This window comes from Stappia indica (genome assembly GCF_020177335.1).
GTDB classification, from domain to species: Bacteria; Pseudomonadota; Alphaproteobacteria; order Rhizobiales; family Stappiaceae; genus Stappia; species Stappia indica_B.
In genome coordinates this window covers 206,949-223,205 of sequence record NZ_JAIVMG010000007.1, presented here as the reverse complement: position 1 = coordinate 223,205, position 16,257 = coordinate 206,949, and the positions used below count along the sequence as shown (strand labels likewise).

12 protein-coding genes are annotated in these 16,257 nt (G+C 65.2%); 8 read left to right on the top strand and 4 right to left on the bottom strand.

From position 1 onward, the window contains the following. The first annotated feature begins 265 nt into the window (after window positions 1-265). From LC062_RS11665 to LC062_RS11635, 7 genes are all read left to right on the top strand, one after another. Window positions 266-2,422: a mechanosensitive ion channel family protein gene (locus LC062_RS11665; RefSeq protein WP_224911198.1), complete on the top strand. Its 2,157-nt coding sequence runs from the start codon at window positions 266-268 to the stop codon at window positions 2,420-2,422. A gap of 76 nt (window positions 2,423-2,498) precedes the next feature. Then, complete coding sequence (locus LC062_RS11660; RefSeq protein WP_224911197.1) at window positions 2,499-3,080, top strand: dihydrofolate reductase family protein; 582 nt, start codon at window positions 2,499-2,501, stop codon at window positions 3,078-3,080. A 64-nt stretch (window positions 3,081-3,144) separates the two neighbouring features. Beyond that, window positions 3,145-4,155 (top strand): ArsR/SmtB family transcription factor, encoded by a 1,011-nt coding sequence (locus LC062_RS11655; RefSeq protein WP_224911196.1) that lies wholly within the window; start codon window positions 3,145-3,147, stop codon window positions 4,153-4,155. Window position 4,156: 1 nt separating this feature from the next. Continuing rightward, entirely contained in the window at window positions 4,157-5,071 is a 915-nt protein-coding gene (metF, locus tag LC062_RS11650) for a methylenetetrahydrofolate reductase [NAD(P)H] (protein ID WP_224911195.1), read from the top strand. A 7-nt stretch (window positions 5,072-5,078) separates the two neighbouring features. Continuing rightward, window positions 5,079-8,810: a methionine synthase gene (metH, locus tag LC062_RS11645; protein ID WP_224911194.1), complete on the top strand. Its 3,732-nt coding sequence runs from the start codon at window positions 5,079-5,081 to the stop codon at window positions 8,808-8,810. A 165-nt stretch (window positions 8,811-8,975) separates the two neighbouring features. Next, a complete protein-coding gene (locus LC062_RS11640) occupies window positions 8,976-9,593 on the top strand; it encodes an FMN-dependent NADH-azoreductase (protein ID WP_224911193.1) in 618 nt (205 codons plus the stop codon). Window positions 9,594-10,269: 676 nt separating this feature from the next. Then, entirely contained in the window at window positions 10,270-11,349 is a 1,080-nt protein-coding gene (locus LC062_RS11635) for a DUF2336 domain-containing protein (RefSeq protein ID WP_224911192.1), read from the top strand. Between the two features lie 15 nt (window positions 11,350-11,364). Here LC062_RS11635 and LC062_RS11630 read toward each other — a convergent pair whose 3' ends face one another. The 4 genes from LC062_RS11630 to LC062_RS11615 form a co-directional block, all read right to left on the bottom strand. After that, window positions 11,365-12,624 carry an amidase gene (locus LC062_RS11630; RefSeq protein WP_224911191.1) on the bottom strand — a complete coding sequence of 420 codons (1,260 nt, stop codon included), beginning with the start codon at window positions 12,622-12,624 and terminating at the stop codon, window positions 11,365-11,367. A gap of 69 nt (window positions 12,625-12,693) precedes the next feature. Next, window positions 12,694-13,767 (bottom strand): polyphosphate kinase 2, encoded by a 1,074-nt coding sequence (ppk2, locus tag LC062_RS11625; protein WP_224911190.1) that lies wholly within the window; start codon window positions 13,765-13,767, stop codon window positions 12,694-12,696. A 190-nt stretch (window positions 13,768-13,957) separates the two neighbouring features. Beyond that, window positions 13,958-14,491: a BA14K family protein gene (locus LC062_RS11620; protein WP_224911189.1), complete on the bottom strand. Its 534-nt coding sequence runs from the start codon at window positions 14,489-14,491 to the stop codon at window positions 13,958-13,960. Between the two features lie 114 nt (window positions 14,492-14,605). Further along, the gene (locus tag LC062_RS11615) at window positions 14,606-15,190 is read right to left on the bottom strand and encodes a BA14K family protein (RefSeq protein ID WP_224911188.1); all 585 of its coding nucleotides are present in this window, start codon (window positions 15,188-15,190) and stop codon (window positions 14,606-14,608) included. Window positions 15,191-15,398: 208 nt separating this feature from the next. Between LC062_RS11615 and LC062_RS11610 the strand changes: the two genes are divergently transcribed. Beyond that, a complete protein-coding gene (locus LC062_RS11610; protein ID WP_224911187.1) occupies window positions 15,399-16,163 on the top strand; it encodes a HugZ family pyridoxamine 5'-phosphate oxidase in 765 nt (254 codons plus the stop codon). Window positions 16,164-16,257 lie beyond the last annotated feature (94 nt).

Sequence of the window (16,257 nt, the reverse complement as noted above, 5' to 3'; positions counted from 1 at the left end):
GTCGATGTCGTTGAATATTCACACTGAAGAGCGGTCTGATAACCCTTTCTTCAGGCGTTTTTTCTACGCCTGACGCGACGGCGTGTGCAATACTGGATTGCAACGCCGAATGTTGGGGGTCGTCATGAGATTTTTTCAACAGGTCTTCAGTGGGTGTCTACGCAAACTGCCGATAGCGGCGGTGGCGTTTACTTGCTCGCTTCTTTTCATGATGACGGCTGGCGGCCCTCTTGCGGCTCAGGAGGTGAAGGCCACGGGCACCACGATGCCCGCTCCCTCCATGCTCCCCGGTGGCGGCGAGCAGATGAAGCTCATGTTCCAGGTTCGGGACGCCCTGGAGCAGACCTTGCGCTCCGCCGAGAATTTCTCGGAACTGTCGACATCCGTTCTCCTTTCCCAGTCTCCCGATGGCACGCTTGGTTGGCTCACGACGGTCGTTCTGGTGTTGGTCCTGTCAGCGGCCATCGGCCTGGCGGCGCTGCATCTGTGCGAACGCTGGGCGAGCGCGCGGTTTCTCCGCCTCTATGATCCGGAGCCGCAGCACCGGGCGGGAAAGATCGGCTATCTGCTCAGCCGGGCTCTGAGCATGGGCCTTGGCGTTGCCGCCTTCGCGCTCGTGTCGGTGCTGATCGCGCTCTTGCTTGTCTCCGGACATACGCCGAGCCGGATCTCGGTGTTTGCCGGGCTGGAAGCGCTTCTTGTGTTCCTGCTGCTGCGCATCGTCTTTCTCAACGTGCTTGCGCCGGACCGTTCCGCACATCGAATGGTGGCGATGGGCGACCGGGATGCCCATGGCCTGTATCGCTGGCTGATGGGTGTGTCCTTCATCACCTTTGCCGCCATGGGCGTGTGCAACTGGATGGCGGCAATGGGGCTTGAGGCGAGCGCGCACAAGCTGGCCCTGATCGGCACCGTGACTGTGTCCTGCCTTCTGCTGGCAGTCGTCATTGTCCTGTATCGCCGTCCGTTGGGGCGGCTCCTGGTGGGGGACCCGCAGGCGGAGGCGTCGGTCATCGGCTGGCGCCGGGTGCTGGCGCTGCTCTGGTTGCCTCTGGTGCTGGTGTATTTCCTCGCTGCCCTTGCGATTTCGGTGGTGCGGGTGCTGCTGGACCAGCCTTCCGCGCTCGGACTGGTCGCCGCGCCGGTGATGGCGGCGCTGCTCGGCAGCGTGCTTTACGGGGTCCTCGTTCTCTTGATCGACCGGTGGTTGCTGCCTCGCCTTGATACCGAGAAGGCCCGCCAGAAGTTCGAGGCGGAAGTCGCCCGCGCGACCGAGACCGCCCTTGGCGCGGAAGATGCGCAGGCGGAGGCGACAGAGGCACAGGCGCAGGCGGAGGCGCTGGATGCGGAAAACGCCCGCTCGCCCTATCGGCACCTGCTCGACCATGGCGCGGCCATTCTCTCCATTGCCGTCGCCGTCGGGTTCCTGTTGATCCGCTGGGGGGTTCCGCTGGCGGACGACCGGTTCCTGGTGGCCAATCTGTTCGAGATTTCGCTGGTGATTTTCGCCAGCTACATGGCCTATCACGCGGTGGCGATCACCATAGACCGGCAGATCGCCCGCGAGACCGGTAACGGCAACGGCAAGCCGGGTGAGGATACAGGGGAAATCGGCGGTAAGGGCGAAACCCGGCTGGCCACCCTGCTGCCGCTGTTCCGCAACTTCCTGCTGATCAGCATCGTCGCGATTGCCGCCATGCTGGCCCTGTCGGAGCTGGGGGTGAACATCGCGCCGCTGTTTGCCGGTGCCGGCGTCGTCGGGCTGGCGGTCGGCTTCGGCGCGCAGACCCTGATCCGGGACATCTTTTCCGGCGCGTTCTTCCTGTTCGATGATGCGTTCCGCAAGGGCGAGTACATCGACATCGGCAGCGTGAAGGGAACCGTGGAGAAGATCTCGATCCGCTCCATGCAGCTGCGTCACCACAATGGCCCGCTCAACACGGTCCCCTTCGGCGAGATCCAGTTCGTCAAGAACTTCTCCCGCGACTGGGCGGTGATGAAGCTGGCCTTCCGCGTCACCTACGACACGGATGTGGAGCGGATGCGCAAGCTGATCAAGAAGTTCGGCCAGGAGTTGCTGGAGCATCCCGAATACGGTCCGAAGTTCCTGGAGCCGGTGAAATCGCAAGGGGTGACGGCGCTTGAGGATTCGGCGATGATCGTCCGGGTCAAGTTCATGACCCGTCCGGGGCAGCAGTTCGAATTGCGCAAGGTGGTCTATGCCGGCATTCGCGATCTGTGCGAACGCGAGGGTATTCACTTCGCCCATCGCGAGGTGACCGTGCGCGTGTCGCAGGATCCGGACGATCCGCGCCAGTTCTCCGAGGAGGAGAAAAAGGCGATCGGCGGGGCCGCCTTGCCGGCGATCGAACAGCAGCAGGCCGCCGGACAGGCCAGTGCGGCGAGCAATGACGGGCGATAACCGGCGCTGACCCGGCCGGTGGAGCCTGGCCCCGCACCGGTCGGGTTGCCGGAAAGGCGGGGGCGGAGGGCTGGAAATGCGCAAGCTTGTCCTGTCGATGGTGATCAGTCTCGACGGGTTTGTCGATGCGCCCGGCGGCGAGTTCATCGCGCCGGACTGGTCGGCGGATCTCGATGGCTGGACGGACAGCATGGTGGCGCGGTTCGACACCCTGCTTTATGGACGGGCCGCCTGGGAACTGATGGCGGCCCATTGGCCCGCCGCCGCGCGGGAGGCCGGCGCCTCGCCGGCGCAGCAGCGTCTGGCCGCCTTCATGAACGCCTCGCGCAAGATCGTCTTCTCCCGTCGGCTCAAGGATGCCACCGCCTGGGAAAACTCGGTCATCGCCTCCGCCAGCCTCGTCGATACGGTGGCTGCGGAGAGGGGCAGGCCGGGCCGGGACATGGTGGTGTTCGCCGGGGCGAAATTCGCCCAGACGGCCATTCGCGCCGGGGTGGTCGACGAATACTGGCTTCTGACGCTGCCGATGCTGTTCGGCGGCGGGTCCCGGCTGTTCGAAGGGCACTGCCAGCGCGAGCGGCTCGCGCTGCTGGAGACCCGACCACTGGATACGGGGGCGGTGTTCACACGCCATGCGGTGCTGCGGCCGGAGCAGTGACGGGGTTGATCTCTCCTCAATTTAGGTATAAAGATATCTTTATATCTTCCTGAGGGATTCTGAGATGGACACAGCACCGCTGTTGAGCGCGGACCAGTTGCTCGCAGGCCTGCGCACGGTCGGCGAGGAGACCCGGCTTCGCCTGTTGGCCCTGCTGGCCGATGGCGAGTTGACGGTCAAGGACGCGACCGCGATCCTCGGGCAGAGCCAGCCGCGCATTTCCCGCCATTTGAAACTGCTCACCGAAGCCGGTCTGGTCCAGCGCTTCCCGGAAGGGGCCTGGGTCTACTATCGGCTCGGCGATGGACCGATGGGCGATCTTGCCCGGCTGTTGCTGACCCGGCTCGACCCGGACGAGGCGCTGTTTTCCGCCGACCGGGTGCGGCTTGCCGCCACGCGCCGGGCAAAGGCGGAGGAGGCGGCGGCCTATTTTGCCAATCGCGCCAAGACCTGGGATCAGGAACGCTCGCTGCATGTGCCCGAAGAGGCTGTGGAGAAGGCGATCCGCGAGGCGGTCGGCACGCGCCCGTTTGATGCGATGCTCGATCTGGGCACCGGCACGGGGAGCCTGCTGTCGCTGTTTTCCGATCAGTATGCCCGCGCGCTGGGGCTTGATGCCAGTCATGACATGCTGGCGGTGGCCCGCGCCAATCTGGACCGTCAGGGGTTGCGGCATGCACAGGTGCGACACGGCGACATCTACGCCTTGAACGTGCCGAAGGAGAGCTTCGATCTGATTGCCATCCATCAGGTGCTGCATTATCTCGACGACCCTGGCCGGGCGATCGGCGAGGCCGCGCGGGCATTGCGCCCGGGCGGGCGCATGCTGATCGTCGATTTCGCGCCGCACGGGCTGGAGTTTTTGCGCGATGCCCATGCGCACCGCCGGCTCGGCTTCGCCCAGGATCAGATGCGTCGCTGGCTGCGGGAGGCGGGGCTCGATCTGGTGAAGACCCGCGATCTCGTTCCCGACAGTCACGACAAGGAACACCTTACCGTCACCATCTGGCTGGCGCGCGACCCCAGGGTCGTCAGCGATTTGCCTGTTTTGAACCCAGCCCAAGAGGTTGCCTGACATGACATCCCCGGACAAGTTCCGCCGTTTCGAGCTGGGCAACCCCGGCGCCGTCTCCGTCTCCTTCGAGTTCTTCCCGCCGAAGAGCGACAAGATGGAGGCCAAGCTGTGGTCCGCCGTGGAGCGGCTGCAGCCGCTCGATCCGTCCTTCGTCTCCGTCACCTATGGGGCCGGGGGGTCGACCCGCGAGCGCACCCATCGCACCGTCTCCCGCCTCTTGACGGAAACGGCGATGGCGCCGGCCGCCCATCTTACCTGTGTCGGCGCCTCGCGCGGCGAGATCGACGAGATCGTGCGGGACTATGCCGACCTCGGCGTGCGGCACATCGTTGCCTTGCGCGGCGATCCGCTGGAGGGGATCGGGGCGGTCTATCGGCCGCGCGAGGATGGCTATGCCTACGCCTCCGATCTGGTTGAAGGCATTCGCCGGGTCGCCGATTTCGAGGTGTCCGTGTCCGCCTATCCGGAGCGTCATCCGGAAAGCGCCGACTGGAGCGCGGAGATCGACAACCTGAAGCGCAAGGTGGATGCGGGCGCGACCCGCGCCATCACCCAGTATTTCTTCGACAACGATCTGTTCGAGACCTTCCTGGACAAGGTGCGTGCGGCCGGCATTTCCATCCCGATCGTGCCGGGCATCCTGCCGATCACCAACTTCGAGCAGACCATGGTGTTTTCCGCCAAATGCGGCACCTCGATCCCGCATTGGCTGGCGCGCCGCTTTGCCGGGCTGGAACAGGACAGCGAGACCCGCAAGTTGGTGGCCTCGGCGGTGGCTTGCGAGCAGGTGCTGGATCTGGTCGATCGGGGGATCACCGATTTCCACTTCTACACCATGAACCGGGCGGATCTGACCTTCGCGATCTGCCATATGCTGGGCGTGCGCCCGGCGACTTCCGAACAGCAGGCGGCCTGAGACCATCATGACCAGCAAGACGACGCCCGCGCGCGCATTGACCGAGGCTGCGCGCAACCGGATCCTCGTTCTCGATGGGGCGATGGGAACGATGATCCAGGACCTGCGCCTGGACGAGGCGGGCTATCGCGGTGAGCGCTTCGCCGACTGGCAGCAGGACGTGAAGGGCAACAACGACCTTCTCAACCTGACGCAGGGCCCAGGCATTCGCGATATCCACGTGGCCTATCTGGAGGCTGGTGCGGATATCGTCGAGACCAACACCTTTTCTTCCACCACCATCGCCCAGGCCGACTACGGCATGGAGGCGCTGGCCTATGAGCTGAACCTTGTCGGTGCGCGTCTTGCCCGCGAGGCCTGCGATCTGGTCACCGCCCGCGATCCCTCGCGCCCGCGCTTTGCCGCCGGTGCGCTCGGGCCGACCAACCGGACCCTGTCGATCTCGCCGGATGTGAACAATCCCGGTTTTCGCGCGGTGACCTTCGATGAGTTGAAGACCGCTTATGCGGAAGCGGTGCGCGGGCTGATCGACGGCGGCGCCGACCTTCTGCTGGTGGAGACCATCTTCGACACCCTGAACGCCAAGGCGGCGTTGTTCGCCATCGACGAGGTGCTGGAGGAAAAGGGCGTCGATCTGCCGGTGATGATCTCCGGCACCATCACCGACCTGTCCGGCCGTACCCTGTCGGGCCAGACGCCGGAGGCCTTCTGGTATTCGGTGCGCCATTCCAAGCCGTTTTCCATCGGCCTCAACTGCGCGCTCGGCGCCAAGGAAATGCGGGCGCATGTGGCCGAGCTGTCGCGTATCGCCGACACGCTGGTCTGTGCCTATCCCAATGCCGGCTTGCCGAACGAGTTTGGCGAATATGACGAAAGCCCGGAGGCGATGGCGGAACTGGTCGGCGAATTCGCGTCGAGCGGTCTGGTCAACATCGTCGGCGGCTGCTGCGGCACCACGCCGGCGCATATCCGGGCGATCGCCGAGGCGGTGGCCAGTCACAAGCCGCGCGTTCCGGCAACGCCGGAGCGGCATATGCGTCTGTCGGGGCTGGAGCCCTTCGTGCTCACGCCGGAGGTGAATTTCGTCAATGTGGGCGAGCGCACCAATGTCACCGGCTCGGCGCGCTTCCGCAAGCTGATCAAGAACGACGACTATCCCACCGCGCTCGACGTTGCCCGCCAGCAGGTGGAGAGCGGCGCGCAGATCATCGACGTCAACATGGATGAGGGGCTGCTCGATTCCAAGGAAGCGATGATCACCTTCCTCAACCTGATCGCGGCCGAGCCGGATATCGCCCGGGTTCCGGTGATGATCGACAGCTCCAAATGGGAGGTGATCGAGGCCGGCCTGAAATGCGTGCAGGGCAAGGCGGTGGTCAATTCGATCTCGCTGAAGGAGGGCGAGGAGCCCTTTATCCAGCACGCGCGTCTCGTCAGGCGCTACGGCGCGGCGGTGGTCGTGATGGCCTTCGACGAGACCGGGCAGGCCGATACCCTGAAGCGCAAGACCGAGATCTGCGCGCGGTCCTACGACATCCTGGTCAACAAGGTGGGGCTGGCGCCGGAAGACATCATCTTCGATCCGAACATCTTCGCCGTTGCGACCGGTATTGCCGAACACGACAACTATGGCGTCGATTTCATCAATGCCACCCGGTTCATTCGCGAGAACCTGCCGCATGCGCATGTGTCCGGCGGCGTGTCGAACCTGTCCTTCTCGTTCCGCGGCAACGAGCCGGTGCGCGAAGCGATGCACTCGGTGTTCCTCTACCACGCCATTCAGGCGGGCATGGACATGGGCATCGTCAACGCCGGCCAGTTGGCGATCTATGACGATCTCGATCCGGAATTGCGCGATCTTGCCGAGGACATCGTGCTTAACCGCCGTGCCGATGCCACCGACCGGCTGCTTGACGCCGCGGACCGTTTCAAGGGCAAGGGGGGCACCCAGCGGGTCGTCGATCTGGCCTGGCGCGAGTGGCCGGTGGAAGAGCGGCTGAGCCATGCGCTGGTGAATGGCATCACCGACTACATCGAGGCGGATACCGAAGAGGCCCGGGCCAAGGCGGAACGGCCGCTGCATGTGATCGAAGGGCCGCTGATGGACGGCATGAACGTCGTTGGCGACCTGTTCGGCGCCGGCAAGATGTTCCTGCCGCAGGTGGTGAAATCCGCCCGGGTGATGAAGCAGGCGGTGGCCTATCTGATGCCCTTCATGGAGGCGGAGAAGAAGGCCAATGGCGGCGAGGGGCGGCAGAGCGCGGGCAAGGTGCTCCTGGCGACCGTCAAGGGCGATGTGCATGACATCGGCAAGAACATCGTCGGCGTCGTGCTTCAGTGCAACAACTTCGAGGTGATCGACCTGGGTGTGATGGTGCCGGCGGCGAAGATCCTGGCGGCCGCCAGGGAAGAGCAGGTCGACATCATCGGCCTGTCCGGACTGATCACGCCGTCGCTGGACGAGATGTGCCACGTGGCCGGGGAAATGGAGCGGGAAGGCTTCGATCTGCCGCTTCTGATCGGCGGGGCGACGACCAGCCTGATCCACACGGCGGTGAAGATTCATCCCAACTACCGGCGCTCGCAGGCGATCTATGTCACCGACGCGAGCCGGGCGGTGGGGGTGGTCTCCAAGCTGGTCGGCAAGGAGCAGCGTGTCACCTATATCGATGAGGTGCGCGCCGACTATGCCAAGGTGGCGGAAGGCCATGCGCGCTCGCGCGGTGCCTCGCGCCGCAGCTCGCTGGCCCAGGCGCGGGAAAACCGGTTCCGGCCCTCCTTCGAGGCGTACGCGCCGCAAGCCCCGAGCTTCCTCGGCACCAGGGCGATTGCGGATGTCTCGCTGGAAGAGCTGGCGGCGGTGATCGACTGGACGCCGTTCTTCTCCACCTGGGAGATCAAGGGCAGCTATCCGGCGGTGCTGACCGACAACCGCTACGGCCCGGCGGCCAAGGCGCTCTACGACGATGCCCGGCGGATGCTCGATGAAATCGTCGGCAAGCGTCTGCTGTCGCCGAAGGGCGTGGTCGGCTTCTGGCCGGCGGCGGCCCGCAACGACGATATCCTTGTCTATGCGGATGAGGAGCGGGCGGAGCTGCGGGCCACCCTGCACACGCTGCGCCAGCAGATGAGTCGGGACGGCAGCGCGCGCGCCAATGTCGCCATGTCCGACTTCATCGCCGATGCGGATAGCGGCGTGAAGGATTACGTCGGTGGCTTCGCCGTGACCTCCGGCCATGGCGAGGATGATCTTGTCGCCCGCTACGCGGCCGCTGGCGACGATTACAACAAGATCCTCGCCCAGGCGCTCAGCGACCGGCTGGCCGAGGCCTTTGCCGAGCGGCTGCATCAGATGGTGCGCACCGGTCTTTGGGGCTATGCCGCTGGCGAGGCGCTGTCGGCGGAGGATCTGATCGCCGAGCGCTATCAGGGGATCCGGCCGGCGCCGGGGTATCCGGCGCAGCCCGACCACACCGAAAAGCGGACGCTGTTCGATCTGCTGGGCGCCACCGAGGCAGCCGGTATCGAGCTGACCGAAAGCTACGCCATGTGGCCGGGGTCCTCGGTCTCCGGGCTTTATTTCGCCCATCCGGAAAGCCACTACTTCGGTGTGGGCAAGATCGAGCGGGATCAGGTCGCCGACTATGCGGCGCGCAAGGGCTGGGATCTGGCCACCGCCGAGCGCTGGCTGGCGCCGATCCTCAACTACGAGCCGGCGCGCATGGAGGCGGCGGAGTAATCCACCGGCTTGTGTGTGTTTGAGACGAAACGCCATGCCGCGCGGCGCGCCCGCGCGGCATGAAAACACCGTTCACGAAAACAGCCCTAATCCTTCGGCTCTTTTCATCATATCTCCATGTTCAGAGAACGGTGCTTGTCGCACCCCCTGATTGGAGATGTCGTGATGTCAAAGCCCCTGTCCATCCTGAAGATCGAATCCTCCGTGCGCGGCAATGCTTCGGTGACCCGCCGTCTTGCCGATCGTGTGGTCGCGGATCTGCTGCGCGGCGCTCCCGACGCCACGGTGGTGACCCGGGACGTGTCGGGTGGTCTGCCGCAGATCAATGAAGACTGGGTCGGGGCCAACTTCACCGATCCGGCGGAGCGCAACGCGGCGCAGAAAGAGACCCTGGCGCTTTCCGATACCCTGGTGGAGGAACTGCGGGCGGCGGACGTGCTGGTGATCGGCGCACCGGTCTACAATTTCGCCATCGCCTCGACGCTGAAGGCGTGGATCGACCAGATTGCCCGCGCGCGGGTCACCTTCCGCTACACGGAAAACGGACCGGAAGGGCTTCTGACCGGCAAGCGGGCCATCATTGCCTTTGCCTCCTCCGGCACCGGTCTCGGCTCCGACATCGATTTCGCCTCGGGCTATCTGCGCCATATCCTCGGCTTTGTCGGCATCACCGACGTGACGGTCGTGGCGGCGGACCAGATGCTGACGCTTGGAGAAACGCAGGTCGAGGCCGCTGAGCGGCAGGCTGAAGAAGCCGTTGCCCGGCTGCTCGCCGCAGCCTGAGGCCGGCACGATCGGATTCCTGACCGGGGCCCTGCCGCCCGGACCGGTACTGCACGCCAAAGTAGAGAGAACCCAGGGGGCGCCTCGCCGCGTAATGCGGCGAGGACGTTTACCAAAGGGATGAGAGCGTTAGCGGGCTGTTGTTATGGTTGGCGCCATGAATTGCGCCTTAGAGAAGCCCGACGACAATTGCGCCAACGAAGACAAAGGCGGCGCAGAACGCAATGAGATTCAGATTGCGGACATGTGACATGTGTTAGCCTCCCGCTATCTATCCACGTCGTAACTTTATGTTACCGGCGGCTTTCGTCAAAGCGAAAATAATGTTGCGCTGCGAAAAATGCACTCATTGCGCGCAATCGACCTTGGCGAGAATGTTGGTTTTCCGGGAGAAATCTGGCCGCGCGCCGGCTCGGATTTTTTCTGCGGACAAAGAACGCATGCAGGCGTTCGAATAGGTGCCGCTCGGTGGAATCGGTCAAGTGCGGTCGTTGCAAGGGCGCGGTGTGCTTATGCCGCTCTCCCTCCCGGTCTGTTTCGAGGTGGGCCGAGTTGAAGTTGGGTAACAAGCTCATGCGACTGAAAATGAACACTTATTCTCCGTAGATGAGAATTAACGGGACGGAAACTCACCCTTCGTAACATGGCATATGGTTTGTGATGCAGGGGTTGCAAGATGAAGGTCAGCGAGCTTTCCGGACTGGCAAGGGATGGGTCCGCGCAAAGTACGGGCGTTCTGGTTGCAGCGCTTACGGATTTGTTTTGTCAGGCAAAGGCGGAGGAGCGGGAGCGGGTCAGTCAGCTGTTCGGTGAGGTCGTCGTTCGGGTGTTGGGTCGACTGGAGGTTGCGGCGCGGGAGATCCTGTCCAAGCGGATCTGTGCCCATGCGGGCGCGCCGAAGGATCTGGTCTGCGCTCTGGCCACCGATGAGGAACTGACGGTGGCCGCGCCCGTTCTTGAGCAATCCCCCATTCTCGAAGACGATGACCTGGCGAAGATTGCCGGCTCCATTTCCGGCGGTCACCTGCAAGCGTTGTGCCGGCGCGGCAGGCTCAGCCGCGAGGTCACTCGGGTTGTCGCGCTTGCCGGGGAGCAGGAGGTCCTGCACAGTCTGGCGCGCAATCATGCGGCCCATCTTGGCCCCAATTCCTTCGATCTTCTTGTCGCCCGGTCGCGCAAGGATGAGGAACTGCAGATCGCCCTGAGCGAGCGGGCCGACCTGCCGGCGGCGGCGGCGGAGCGACTGGTGCCGTTTCTGTCCCGTGAACTGGCACAGCGGATCAAGGACCTTGGCGACAACGAGGTTCTGGTCAAGGCGATTGCCGAGCGCGCGGCACGCGAAGTCGAGATTCAGCTTCGCGAGTTCAAGGGGGCGAAGTCGAAGACCGAACAACTGATCGACGGGGCGCTGGCCGGCAAGGTGCCGATCGAGCAGATTGTCACGGTCTTTGCCGAGAAGGACCGGGCCTTCGACCTGGGACAGCTTCTTGCGCGCAAGATCGGCTGGCCGGACAATGCGGTCGTCTCCCTCGTCTTCCGTGAGGATGACCAGCCATTGATGCTGCTGTGCCGGTTCGCGAATGTCTCCGATGAAGTCTATGAAAAGGTGGTGCGGATGCGCGCCAAACGGATGCGGCTCTCCTCGTCGACCTCAAGAGAAGCGCTGCACCGCTATCGTCTGATGACGGAGGAGGCGATGCGCCCCGCTCTCAAGGCGCTGGCGCTCAAGATGAAGATGCCCGCGCCGAAATTCTGAGCCCTGCGCGCTTCCTCAGACCTGCCCACGTCCGAGGCAGGCCTCCAGCCAGGCGGCGGCGGCAAGGGCCACCTTGTCGCCATTCCGGGGGCCGAGCACCTGTACCCCAAGTGGCAGGCCAGCGTTGTTGTAAAGGCCGGGCACGTTGACCGCCGGCACCCCCATCAGCGTCCAGATGCGGTTGAACTCCGAGGAGCCGGTGGAGCCGAGCCCGCGGGGCGCGGCGCCGGGGGCGGAGGGCAGCAGCAGGGCATCGATGCCGGAGAACAGATCCTGGCAGGCGCGGCGGGCGTCGGCAGCCGTTGCCTGGCCGGTATCGTAATCGGCGGCGGTGAGGGTCCAGCCTTCGTCGAGGGTCTGGCGCAGATGGTCGCTGAGCTGGTCTGCGGCCAGGTCCCGCTCCGCCGCCAGCGCGCGCGCCGCCTCATAGTCCTGAATGGTCTTGTGGGCCCTGAAGGCGTCCGCGAACACCTCCGGCAGGGAGAGTTCGACGAGCCGGGCGCCGCAGGCCTCGGCGCTGCGTATCGCCGTTTCCAGTGCGGCCTGCATCTGCTCGTCGGCCTCGGCGCCGGGCTGCTGGCGCAGAATGCCAAGGGTGGGAGCGGCGGACAGCTCTCCGTCGACACGCCAGTCGCGCCCGGCCAGGACGCCGGCGGCAAAGGCCGCGTCCTGAACGGAGGCGGCGAACAGGCCGAGCGTGTCGAGGGACCAGGAGAAGATCTTGACGCCCACCACCGGCAGCCGGCCGTAGCTGGGCTTGAAGCCGGCAACACCGCAGAAGGCGGCAGGCCGGACCACCGAGCCGCCGGTCTGGGTGCCAAGGGCGAGCGGGAAGAAACCGGCGGCGACGCCGGCCGCCGATCCGGAGGAGGAGCCGCCCGGTGTGTGCTCCGGATCGTGCGGGTTGCGGGTCGGGCCAGGGTGGAAGAAGGCAAACTCCGTGGTCACCGTCTTGCCGGGAATGACCGCGCCAAGGCGGCGGGCCAGGGCGACGATGGCGGAATCGACCGCCGGTCGATGGCCGGCATGGATCGGCGAACCGTATTCGGTGACGAGATCGCCGGTGTCGATGTTGTCCTTGACCGCGAGCGGCAAGGCGCGAAGGGGGCCGGTGGCGGTGCGCGCCGCCGCCCGGGCGGCGGCGAGATCGCGGCAGGTGAAGGCGCGGATCGTGTCTTCGCGCTTGGCAATGGTGGCTTCGATCCGGTCGAACAGGGCGTCGGGCGTCAGGGTCCCCGCTTCCAGCTCCCGCGCAAGGTCAAGTGCAGACAACATTCGGCTTTCCTCCCTCTTGTCAGGAAGATGTTGCCCATATCCGCACCGGCCGCAAGCGGCGGCGCGGTTTCAGCCGCTGCGCTTGGCGTCCGGATGCAGGGATTTGCCGAGAATATGGGTATCGCGTCCGATCACATGGGAACTGGAGCCGACGATCAGGTTGTCGGGACCGCGCACCAGCGACAGGTTCTTGTTCGGGTAGGGCAGGTTGGCGAGAAAATGCTGCATGCAGTTGATGCGTGCCCGTTTCTTGTCGTCCGACTTGACCACGGTCCAGGGGGCGTCAGCGGTATCGGTGTAGAAGAACATCGCCTCCTTGGCCTCGGTGTAGTCGTCCCACTTGTCCATCGAGGCACGGTCGATCGGCGACAGCTTCCATTGCTTCAGCGGATCGGTCTCGCGCGCGCCGAACCGCCGGCGCTGTTCCTCGCGTGAGACGGAAAACCAGTATTTGAACAGTCGGATGCCGGACTGGACGAGCATCTGCTCCATCTGCGGGCATTGCCGCATGAAGTCGAGATACTCATTCGGCGAGCAGAAGTTCATCACCCGCTCGACCCCGGCGCGGTTGTACCAGGAGCGGTCGAAGAAGACGATTTCCCCACCAGCGGGAAGCCACTCGATGTAGCGCTGGAAATACCACTGGCTGCGTTCCCGCTCGGAAGGCTTGGTCAGCGCGACCACCCGCGCGGCGCGCGGATTGAGATGTTCCATGAAACGCTTGATGGTGCCGCCCTTGCCGGCCGCGTCGCGCCCCTCGAACAGAAGCACCACCTTCTGGCCGGTCTCCTCCACCCAGCGCTGGGCCTTCAGAAGCTCCACCTGGAGGGCCGCCTTCTGCCGTTCATAGACCTTGCGCTGCATCCTGGCGGCATAGGGATAGGTGCCGCTCTCGAACATCTCGCGCACCGCTTGCGGATCATGGCGCATTTCGGCAAGCGCGTGGCGACGCGCGCCCCCGGATCGGGATGCGCTCTCCGCTGCCGGTTGTGGGGTGGCGGCGCCTGCCGGACCTTCCGGGATCTCCGGCGCGACCGTGTGGCCGTCCGGCGTCGTTGTGTCGCTGGGGGCCGGGTCGGGGGCTGCTTGCTCCGTCGGCGTTCCGGCGGCGGTGGTTCCGGTGGCGTCGTTATTCTTGTTCATGTCAGTGCCCCTTGCCCTCAACGTTCGGCGCCGGCCAAGCGGGTGCCGACAAGAAAGTCCTAGCGGTTTTACCGCGCGCCCACGTTGACCCTCATCAAGCTTGGGGGCGAAGAGGCGAGCGAAGACGACACATGCGCCGCCTGGTGGGACGGCGCATGTGTCGCTGAGTGTCGGAAAGCGGGGAAGCCCGTCAACGGCAGAGCTTTTTCACGCCGGAGTAAGTGGTGAACTGGCCGGTGCGAGGATCGAAGCTGCGGTATTTCGCCGAGCAATAGCGGTACCACTCCTGGGTCCAGGGCTCGGGACCGGCGCGGCCAACCACGACCGGACGAGCGGGGCGATAGCCGCGCGGCGCGTTGTAGTTGTCATCGTAATAGTCGTCATAGTACCGGTCGGCCCGGGCCGGGCCGCCGTAGCCCCGGGGGCGGGGCGGCACATAGACCGGATCCGGGTCGATGGGCTCCGGTGCGCTGAGGGCGGAGCCGATGATCGCCGCAGCGGCGAGACCGATGACCCCGGCGGCGACGGCTGCGCCGACATCGTTGTTGTTTTTCTTCTTGTAGTGGTGGCGCGGGCGGTGAGGGCGGTGCCCCTGGTGGTGTCCGCCATGCTGGCGCCAGTGCTTGCGTCCTCCGCCCGCCTCGGCGCTGGTCAGGGTCGGCAGAACCAGTGCGGTGGACAGGACAAGAGCGAGACAGGAGGAAGTCACATGCTTGATGGTCATTGGGCATTCCCTTGGCGGTCAGCTTCGAGTGACGATGGCCCTGTTGTGCCATCGCGCCATTGAACCCTTGCTGAGGCCGCTGTTCATCTGGTGTTCAGCTTCGCGCCATTCCTGTCAGCGACAGAAGCGATAGCGACCGGAATAGGCCAGGTAGTAGCCGGTATCCGGATTGAAGCTGCGATACTTGCGGCTGCAATAGCGGTACCAGCTCGGCGTCCATGGCTCGTAGCGCCCGCGCCGGACCTGCACCGGCGGGTCGATGTAGCGAGGCTGACCGAGGCCTTGGCCGATGATGACGCCGAGAATGCCAGCCGCGGCCGCGCCGCCCCAGTCGTATCCGTATCCGTATCTGTAGCCGTAGTAAGGCCGATAGGACCGGTAGACCGGATAGGGACGATAGGGCCGGTAGGGTCGGTAGGCATGGTTCCGGGGATATCCGGGGCGATAGTGTCGGGGCGCGCGATAGCCACGATATCCGCGATAGTGCTTTCGCTGTCCGCGGTACACCGGGCCGCCATAGCGGCGCTGTCCGCGGCCCCCGATCAGGACAACGGGTGCATCGCCGGTGGCGAGACGGGCCGGCCCGGCCTGTGCCGGCAGCGGAGCGAATGATGCCGGCAACGCCAGGGTCAGCGCCAGAGCACCACACACGCACCATGTCCTGCCGCGACGGGTCAGGTCAGCCATTGTGGTTTTCATGATCTTGTCCCCTGTTGTTGGTGAGGCACCGCAAGCGATGAATGACCCTCAATATGGCGCGAGCGTGGCCCGGCAGGTTCCCGGGGGCTGTTGCGCGCGTGCCTTGCGCCAGTGCGTGTTGCAGGGCAAAACGGGTGACAGAGGCGGCAAGGATGGAGCGGAGCGCACTCGATCGTGCGGCGATCCTCGTAAATATGACAGGTGGCGGGTGAGCGAAGCAAATCAAACCACGGTGATACGTCCCACCGACGATGAGGCGCGCGCCTTGGCGCGGCGGCTGGTGCGGCTTGCCCGCCATGGGGCGCTGGCGGTGCTCGATCCACGGGACGGGGCGCCGTTTGCCTCCCGGGTGGCGCTTGCCACCGAGATGGACGGCACCCCGGTGATGCTTGTGTCGCGCCTGTCGCAGCACACCGAGGCCCTGGCGGCGGATGCCCGCTGCTCGCTGCTGGTGGGAGAGCCGGGCAAGGGCGACCCGCTGGCCCATCCACGTCTGACCCTCGTCGGGCGAGCCGAGCGGATCGCGGCGGACAGCGCCGCGTGCGGCCATGTGCGCCGGCGCTTTCTCGCCCGCCATCCGAAGGCGCAGCTCTATGTGGACTTCCCGGATTTCGCGTTCTTCCGCATCTCTCTCGACCGGGCGAGCCTGAACGGCGGCTTCGGCAAGGCGTATCTGTTGGAGCCGGGCGATCTCTTGCTTCCGCGCCGGGGGCTCGATCGGCTCCAGGCGATGGAGGAAGAGGCGGTGGCGCATATGAATGCCGACCATGGCGAGGCGGTGGAGCTCTATGGGCGGGTGCTCGCCCGTGCCGGGGAAGGCGCCTGGCGGCTGACCTCGCTGGACCCGGAGGGGCTGGATCTGGCCGCCGGCGACAAGGTGGCCCGTCTGGCCTTCACACCGCCGCTGGCTGAGGCGGGGGAGCTGCGTCCGCGTCTGGTGGCGCTTGCGAAACAGGCCCGCGCCACCGCATGATCGGCGGCGATGCTTGGGCCCGATTCGCGACGGTCCGGCGCCGCCATTCATGGAATGCCCCATTCAGGGAACGCCCAAGGAGTGCCCGTTCGTG

Coding starts and splice junctions, on each gene's coding strand:
- LC062_RS11630 (WP_224911191.1), bottom strand. CDS start 12,624: ATGTTGTCTGCACTTGACCTTGCGCGGGAGCTGGAAGCGGGGACCCTG.
- LC062_RS11655 (WP_224911196.1), top strand. CDS start 3,145: ATGGACACAGCACCGCTGTTGAGCGCGGACCAGTTGCTCGCAGGCCTG.
- ppk2 (WP_224911190.1), bottom strand. CDS start 13,767: ATGAACAAGAATAACGACGCCACCGGAACCACCGCCGCCGGAACGCCG.
- LC062_RS11665 (WP_224911198.1), top strand. CDS start 266: ATGCCCGCTCCCTCCATGCTCCCCGGTGGCGGCGAGCAGATGAAGCTC.
- LC062_RS11620 (WP_224911189.1), bottom strand. CDS start 14,491: ATGACCATCAAGCATGTGACTTCCTCCTGTCTCGCTCTTGTCCTGTCC.
- metH (WP_224911194.1), top strand. CDS start 5,079: ATGACCAGCAAGACGACGCCCGCGCGCGCATTGACCGAGGCTGCGCGC.
- metF (WP_224911195.1), top strand. CDS start 4,157: ATGACATCCCCGGACAAGTTCCGCCGTTTCGAGCTGGGCAACCCCGGC.
- LC062_RS11660 (WP_224911197.1), top strand. CDS start 2,499: ATGCGCAAGCTTGTCCTGTCGATGGTGATCAGTCTCGACGGGTTTGTC.
- LC062_RS11615 (WP_224911188.1), bottom strand. CDS start 15,190: ATGAAAACCACAATGGCTGACCTGACCCGTCGCGGCAGGACATGGTGC.
- LC062_RS11635 (WP_224911192.1), top strand. CDS start 10,270: ATGAAGGTCAGCGAGCTTTCCGGACTGGCAAGGGATGGGTCCGCGCAA.
- LC062_RS11640 (WP_224911193.1), top strand. CDS start 8,976: ATGTCAAAGCCCCTGTCCATCCTGAAGATCGAATCCTCCGTGCGCGGC.